Origin of the sequence: Xenorhabdus yunnanensis (genome assembly GCF_028598805.1) — a bacterium.
GTDB lineage: Bacteria > Pseudomonadota > Gammaproteobacteria > Enterobacterales > Enterobacteriaceae > Xenorhabdus > Xenorhabdus yunnanensis.
The window spans coordinates 1-223 of record NZ_JAQRFI010000374.1 but is presented as its reverse complement, the minus strand read 5'-3'; the positions used below and the strand labels follow the sequence as shown (position 1 = coordinate 223).

General features: G+C 39.0%; 1 protein-coding gene. It reads right to left on the bottom strand.

Translation table 11 applies throughout. The annotated features are described in order from the left end of the window. On the bottom strand, positions 1-203 hold a 203-nt coding region (locus PSI23_RS23820), incomplete at its 3' end, for a hypothetical protein (protein WP_273557118.1). Positions 204-223: the final 20 nt, after the last annotated feature.

Below are 223 nucleotides of genomic sequence, written 5' to 3'. Positions count from 1 at the left end.
CTATCAAGGTCAGTCATTGCATCATCGGGGGAGTATTCTTCACTATTAACGGCTGCACCAGCTAAATTAGCGATAGATTTTATTCCGGCTGTTATCGAATGAATGATTTCATGGCTCGATGAGGATAATAACTGTAAATCGCTATTACTCATCTTTTCTAATCGCTCATTATTGACACGGGTATGATAGAAGATATTATTCATGAGTATTCTACCCCTCGGAC